The sequence below is a fragment of the Kitasatospora sp. NPDC086801 genome (genome assembly GCF_044745805.1).
Classification (GTDB): domain Bacteria; phylum Actinomycetota; class Actinomycetes; order Streptomycetales; family Streptomycetaceae; genus Kitasatospora.
Window position 1 is genome coordinate 222,166 of the sequence record NZ_JBIVAX010000008.1, and the last position, 6,534, is coordinate 228,699.

A 6,534-nucleotide genomic window follows, 5' to 3' on the forward strand; every position below is an offset into this window, starting at 1 on the left:
AGGCGGATGTGGTCGGCCGTCAGATGTGCTCCATGACGATCACCGCGAGGGTGTCCGGCGCCAGTGCGCGGAAGACGTGCGGGGCGTCGCCCGGGTAGCTCACGTAGTCGCCCGGGCCCAGCTCGACCGGGGCCTCCGTCGGCCCGGCCAGCGCCCGGCCCGAGCCGACCAGCACGTGCTCGACGGTGCCGGGCATGTGCGGGTCGGAGGCCCGGGTCTCGCCCGGCTGCGCCTCGATCCGATAGATGTCGCGCCGGGCGTTCGGCGGGCAGGAGGACAGCACGGTCGCCGCGTAGTCGGCGCGCTCGGAGTGGGTCACCGGGCCCTCGCCGGCCCGGATCACCTTGACCGCCGGGCGCGGCGGGTCGACCAGGCGGCTGAACGGCACGTTCAGCGCGACGGCGAGGGCCCAGAGCGTCTCCACGCTCGGGTTGCCCGCGCCCGACTCCAGCTGGGAGAGCGTCGACTTGGCGATGCCCGCGCGCCGGGCGAGTTCCGCCATCGACAGCCCGGCGCGTTCGCGCTCGCGCCGGATGGAGACGGAGATCAGGCCGATCAGGTCCGCGCCGGAACCCGCGCTCGGGGTGGTCCGGTCACTCATGCTTGCCACTCACGCTCTCCCCTGGCTCCTTCTCCGGCTCCCGTACGGCTGGTGCCGTTCATGCTGCCACTCGCGACGGCGACTGTCCGCACCTGCCCGTTCGTTCGCCACGCCGGTCCGTTCGTTCGCCTTGACGAACAGCGGGTGATGGGTTCACTCTCGTGGACATGCGTTCGCTACTCCGAACACTGGAGCATGCCACCCTTCGTGACATCGCTCTCGTCTGCCTGGCCGACGCGCTCGTCGGCGCTTCCTTCGGCGCGATCAGCGTCTCCGGCGGCCTGCCGCTGTGGGTGCCGGTCGCCCTCTCTGTCCTCGTTTTCGCGGGCGGCTCCCAGTTCGCGGCCGTCGGCGTGGTGCTGTCCGGCGGCGGCGCGCTCGCGGCCGTCGCGACCGGGCTGGTGCTCAACGCCCGGTTGCTGCCCTTCGGCTTCACCGTGGCCGACGTGCTCGACGGCCCGTGGTGGCGGCGGCTGTTCGGCGCGCAGCTGATCACCGACGAGACCGCCGCGTTCGTCCTGCGGCAGGACGACGGGCGCCGGCGCCGGGCCGCGTTCTGGCTCTGCGGGCTGGCGCTGTTCGTGGTGTGGAACGTCTCGGTGGTGCTCGGGGCCCTGGCCGGCGGACTGATCGGGGACACGGACGTGCTGGGCCTCGACGCGGCCTTTCCCGCCGTGCTGCTCGCGCTCGTGCTGCCCTCGCTCGCGGACCGCCGCGTCCGTACTGCCGCTGTGGCCGGCGCCGTCGTCGCGGTCGCGGCCACGCCGTTCGTCCCGGCGGGGCTGCCCGTCCTGCTCGCCCTCGTCGGGCTGCTGTTCGCCGGGCAGCCCGGGGGGAGCGAGGTGCGGGAGGCGCAGGACTCGCGACGGTCGCGGGAGTCGCGGGAGTCACGGGAGTCGCGGAAGGGGGCGTCGGCCGAGGAGCCGGGTGCCCCGGTGATTGATCGGGAGGAAATCCGATGATGCCGCTGTACGCCGTGCTGCTGCTGGCCGTCGGGACGTACGCGTTCCGCCTCGCCGGGCCGCTTCTCGGCCACCGGCTCGCCCTCTCGGAGCGGGTGCGGCACCTGCTTGTCGTCGCCGCGGCCGTCCTGCTGGTCGCCCTGGTCGCCACCGGTGCCCTCACCCAAGGCCACGGCTTCGCCGGTTGGGCCCGCCCGGCGGGCGTCCTGGTCGCCGGTGTGCTCGCGCTGCGGCGGGCGCCGTTTCCGGCGGTGGTGGTCGCGGGCGCGGCGACGACGGCGCTGCTGCGGCTGTGCGGGGTGGGGTGAGGGGCGGCTGTGCGGGCGGCGGCGAATGAGTGGCAGCTGACAGCTGACGGCTGACAACTTTCAGATAACAGATTTCGAAATCTGTTATCTGTTATCTGTTCGCTGAAAGTTGTCGGTCGTCGGTCGTCGGCCGCAGGCAGTCTGCCGCCAGCCGTCAGCCGCCCAGCGCCTTGAAGAAGATCGTCGTCGGGTGCGCGACCCCCGCAGGGTCGGTCGCGTAGTCCGGCACCGAGCCGACCCGGGTCCACTCGGCCGCCTCGTACAGCCGCTCGGCCGGGCTGCCCGTCTCGGTGTCCAGCACCAGCAGCCGCAGCCCCAACTCGGCCGCCCGCTTCTCCAGCGCCGCCAGCAGGCGCCCGGCCAGCCGTTGCCCGCGGTCCGCCGGATGCACCATCAGCTTGGCGACGTCGCCCCGGTGCCGCCCGTTCGCGGGCACCGCCGGGCGTAGTTGGATCGTCCCGGCGAGCCGTCCGTCGGCCTCGGCCCGGACGGTCCACAGCAGTAGCCGTCCCGCCGCGACCTCCGGGGCGAGCGCCCGCCACCACGCGACGGCCTCGTCGTGCCCCAGCGGCGCGAGGAAACCGAGCGAGCCGCCGCCGTGGACGGTGGCCACCAGCAGCCCGGCCAGTTCCTCCGCCGCGCCGTCCAAGTCCTCCGCCGTCACCTGACCGACCGTGTACACATCACCCGCCATGTCGTCTTCCTCACGCGCTCGCGCCCGCCCGCCGCCCGGGCGGGTGCGCCATACTCGCCGGTACTTCGCCGAGACCGGTATCCCGTCGATATCCCGCCGACACTACAAGGAGCTTCGATGACGAAGCCGACCCGGATCGACCCGTCCGACCTGCTCGCCGTCGGCGACCTGCTCTCCGACGAGGAGCGGCTGATCCGCGACACCGTCCGAAGGTTCACCGAGGAGCGGATCCGCCCGCACATCGGCGACTGGTTCGAGCGCGGCGTCTTCCCGGCCCGCGAACTCGCCCCCGAACTCGGCGCCCTCGGCGTGCTCGGCATGCACCTCGACGGCTACGGCTGCGCGGGCGCCGGCGCGGTGGCGTACGGGGTCGCCTGCATGGAACTGGAGGCGGCCGACTCCGGGTTGCGCAGCTTCGTCTCGGTGCAGGGCTCGCTCGCGATGCGTTCGATCCACGCCTTCGGCTCCGAGGAGCAGAAGCAGTGCTGGTTGCCCGGCATGGCCGCCGGCGAGCTGATCGGCTGCTTCGGCCTCACCGAGCCGGACTTCGGCTCCGACCCGGCGAACATGCGGACCCGTGCGGTGCGCAAGGGCGGCGACTGGGTGCTCTCCGGCAGCAAGATGTGGATCACCAACGGCAGCATCGCCGACGTCGCCGTCGTCTGGGCGCAGACCGAGGAGGGCGTGCGCGGCTTCCTGGTCGAGCGCGGCGCGCGCGGCCTGACCGCCACCGACGTGCACGGCAAGCTCTCCCTGCGTGCCTCCGTCACCAGCGAACTCGCCTTCGACGAGGTGGTCCTGCCCGCCGATGCCGTCCTGCCGGGCGTCACCGGCCTGCGCGGACCGCTCTCCTCCCTCAACGAGGCCCGCTACGGCATCCTCTGGGGCACCGTCGGCGCCGCCCGCGACTGCTACACCGCCGCCCTCGACTACGCGAAGAGCCGGATCCAGTTCGACCGCCCGATCGCCGGGTTCCAGCTCACCCAGCACAAGCTCGTCGAGATGATGCTGGAGGTGGAGAAGGCCTACCTGGTCGCCCTGCGGATCGGCCGGCTCAAGGAGGAGGGCGCGGCCCGCCCGCCGCACGTCAGCTTCGGCAAGCTCAACAACGTCCGCACCGCGCTGGAGATCGCCCGCAGCGCCCGGACCGTCCTCGGGGCCAACGGCATCACCACCGAGTACCCGGTGCTGCGGCACGCCAACAACCTGGAGTCGGTGCTCACCTACGAGGGCACCAGCGAGATCCACACCCTGATCCTGGGCGAGGCCATCACCGGCGAGTCCGCATACCACTGACGGGTCGTCCACCTCGGGAAATCCGGTGGCCGGGCCCGCCGCGGCCCGGCTACCGTGCCCACCGTGAACAGCCAGCCCGCCATGCCCGGCGCCTCCCCGACCGCCACCCTCTGGCGCCCCACCGGCCCCGAGGAACTGGCCCTGGTCGAGGCGTCCGGCTGGCGTGCCTGGCCGCCCCGGTTGCCCGAGCAGCCGATCTTCTACCCCGTCCTCAACGAGGACTACGCGGTCCGCATCGCCCGAGACTGGAACGTCCCCGCCTCCGGCGTCGGCTACGTCACCCGCTTCGAGGTCGACACCGCCTTCCTCGCCCGCTACCCGGTGCAGCAGGCCGGCGGCCGCACGATCCTGGAACTCTGGGTCCCGGCAGAGGAGTTGCCGGAGTTCAACAGGCACATCGTCGGCCGCATCGAGGTCGTCCACGAGTTCCGCCCCCAGCCGTGACGCGCCCCGCCAGGACGGGCCCAGCCGGGGCACCGCCGATAGGCGCCACGGGTGTCACGGGCCTGAGGCCCTGGGGCGTCTGGCGAGCTCCGAACGGACGTGGCCCAACGCCTCGGCTACTTGGGTCACTTCCGCGTCGTCCTGATCCGCCTTCGCGGCGAGCATGATTTCGTACACGGCGTAAAGTTCTGTGAATGCGGATGTCACGTCGCCCAGTGCTTGGAACAAGATTCCCACGTGGCGTCTGACGTACAGCATCAGGGGATCGGGAGGTTCTCGACTGGAGCTGAGTTCGTCAGCCAGATCGCGGAACTCCATCATCGCCTCCTCGTGCGCGCCTAGCCACATCCGGCAGTGCGCGGCACGGGCGCGGCACTCGGCGGCCGGCTCCACGCCAGCCCTTCCCAGGCTGGCGAACTCAGCGGCCAGTGCGGTGAACTCGGTACGGGCTTCGCCGTATGCCCCGTTGGCGAGCAGGGTATGGGCCCGAGCAAGGCGCGCTTCGGCGGGGGTTGCGTTGTTACGCGTCTGTTCGGACGGCGGCGCGGAGGGTGCGACCCCACTGTTCGTGTTGCCGTCCGGGAGGAGGGGAGCGATGTGTTCACGGAACGCCTGCGCGGAGAGCGGGCGGTCTTTTGGCAGTTTCGCCAATGATGCACGGATGGCGGACTCCAAAATCGGCGGAGCATCCTGCCGCGCGGCTAGCAGCGGACCGGGTGATGTGTATCTGTGGTCGTACATGACCCCGATCGCGTCGCCGCTGAAGGGTGTTGACCCCGTGAGGAGTTCGTACAGAACACAGCCGAGTGAGTAGAGGTCGCTGCGAGGGCTGATGAGGCCGCCAGGAGCGAGCTGTTCCGGTGCCATGTAGTTGACGGTGCCGAGGACCTGTCCGTTCCGGGTGAGGTTCTGGTGGGCCATGTCGAACGTGCGCGCAACGCCATAGTCGAGCAGTACCACCTGTCCGTCGCCCGTCAGCATGATGTTGGCCGGCTTGATGTCACGGTGAACGATGGGAATCTCGTGTATGTGGGCGAGAATGTCGCACAATTGCGCGGCGATTGACGTGACTTCGTGGACTGGTAGCGGGCCGCGGCTCAGCCGCTGTGAGAGGTCTTCGCCGAGGATGAGTTCCATGGCCAGGTAGGGGCGCTCGGATTCATGGTCGAGCTGCGCTTCGTAGAGCGCGGGGATGCCGGGATGGCGAAGACGGCTGAGTACACCGGCCTCGCGCCGGAACCGCCGGATGCGGTCGGCCAGGTCCGGAGCGGTGGCCCAGCCCGTCTGAATGATCTTGATTGCGACGTCATGCTGATTCGCCTGGTCATAGGCGTGCCAGACTTGCCCCATGGCGCCGGTGCCTAGTACTCCAGCTGTAGATCACGATCATGCTTGGGTCGCGGCTTGGCGTCTGTAGTGACTGGCCTGGGAACGGGCTTGATGACGACGTCTCCAGTGGGACCAGTGGAGCCAGTGACCGGCATCGTGGACGGGTCGAGCGATGAGGGCGATGAACAGCCGCTGGATTTCGTTGCAGGTCAGCGGAATCAGGTCGTCGGGTCCGGGACGGAGACGGTGCTCGTCGGCGCGGACGACGGCCAGGAAGGCGTGGGCGAGCATGGCCAGGGTGACCCAGCGGGACCAGGACGTGTAGCGGCGGAGCTGGTGCTCGTCCAGGCCGGCCAGGCCCTTTCCGGACTGGAACGTCTCTTCGACCCTCCACCTGGATCCCGCGACCCGCACCAGGGCTGCCAGGGGGACTGGTTCGGGTGAGTGGCAGCGGTAGTAGGCAAGTTCGCCGGTGGTGCGGTTGCGGCGGATCAACAGGTGGCGGTGGCCGGACGCGGTGCTGGGCAGGTCGATGTGGGCCCAGTCGTAGAAGCGCTGTCCTTTGGCGCCGGCTCCGGCGGACAGTTTCTGCCAGGCCCGCTTGGGGAGTTTCTTGGCCAGGGTGTCCGCGCGGAACTTCCCGGCCCCGGTGGTGACCTCGTGGGTGCGGGCCACCGCGAGGACGTATCCGGTGGCGCGTTCCTCCAGTGCGGCGCGCAGTGTGGGGTTGCCGCCGTAGACCTCGTCTCCGGCTACCCACGGGGCGTGGTGTCCGGAGTCCAGGAAGCGGGTGATCATGCGGGCGGCCAGTTCGGGCTTGGTGGCGAACTCGGTGTCCGGGTCGAGTCCGGCGGCCTGGCAGCGGTCGGGCTGGTCGGTCCACGAGCGCGGGATGTACAG

Annotated in this window: 7 protein-coding genes and 1 pseudogene; 4 read left to right on the forward strand and 4 right to left on the reverse strand. The window is 70.7% G+C overall.

Features of this window, described 5'->3' with window-relative positions; genetic code table 11:
• Window positions 1–19 precede the first annotated feature (19 nt).
• Entirely contained in the window at window positions 20–601 is a 582-nt protein-coding gene (locus ACIPLC_RS13050; RefSeq protein ID WP_400473040.1) for a helix-turn-helix domain-containing protein, read from the reverse strand.
• Window positions 602–768: 167 nt separating this feature from the next.
• Here ACIPLC_RS13050 and ACIPLC_RS13055 point away from each other — a divergent pair, with 167 nt between their 5' ends.
• Entirely contained in the window at window positions 769–1,563 is a 795-nt protein-coding gene (locus ACIPLC_RS13055; protein ID WP_400473025.1) for an AzlC family ABC transporter permease, read from the forward strand.
• Window positions 1,563–1,871 (forward strand): AzlD domain-containing protein, encoded by a 309-nt coding sequence (locus ACIPLC_RS13060; RefSeq protein ID WP_400473041.1) that lies wholly within the window; start codon window positions 1,563–1,565, stop codon window positions 1,869–1,871. The genes ACIPLC_RS13055 and ACIPLC_RS13060 overlap by 1 nt, the downstream gene beginning before the upstream one ends.
• A 154-nt stretch (window positions 1,872–2,025) precedes the next feature.
• Here ACIPLC_RS13060 and ACIPLC_RS13065 read toward each other — a convergent pair whose 3' ends face one another.
• Window positions 2,026–2,565 carry a GNAT family N-acetyltransferase gene (locus ACIPLC_RS13065; RefSeq protein WP_400473026.1) on the reverse strand — a complete coding sequence of 180 codons (540 nt, stop codon included), beginning with the start codon at window positions 2,563–2,565 and terminating at the stop codon, window positions 2,026–2,028.
• Window positions 2,566–2,682: 117 nt separating this feature from the next.
• Between ACIPLC_RS13065 and ACIPLC_RS13070 the strand changes: the two genes are divergently transcribed.
• Window positions 2,683–3,861, forward strand: coding sequence for an acyl-CoA dehydrogenase family protein (locus tag ACIPLC_RS13070; protein ID WP_400473027.1), 1,179 nt, complete (start codon window positions 2,683–2,685; stop codon window positions 3,859–3,861).
• An 81-nt stretch (window positions 3,862–3,942) separates the two neighbouring features.
• Window positions 3,943–4,305, forward strand: a complete 363-nt coding sequence (locus ACIPLC_RS13075; RefSeq protein WP_400473042.1) for a hypothetical protein — start codon at window positions 3,943–3,945, stop codon at window positions 4,303–4,305.
• A gap of 54 nt (window positions 4,306–4,359) precedes the next feature.
• Here the strand turns inward: ACIPLC_RS13075 and ACIPLC_RS13080 are convergent.
• Window positions 4,360–5,664 (reverse strand): annotated as a pseudogene (locus ACIPLC_RS13080) (serine/threonine-protein kinase); the annotation flags it as partial.
• A gap of 27 nt (window positions 5,665–5,691) precedes the next feature.
• Window positions 5,692–6,534: IS701 family transposase (locus ACIPLC_RS13085; protein WP_400473028.1), on the reverse strand; the 843-nt coding region annotated here is incomplete at its 5' end.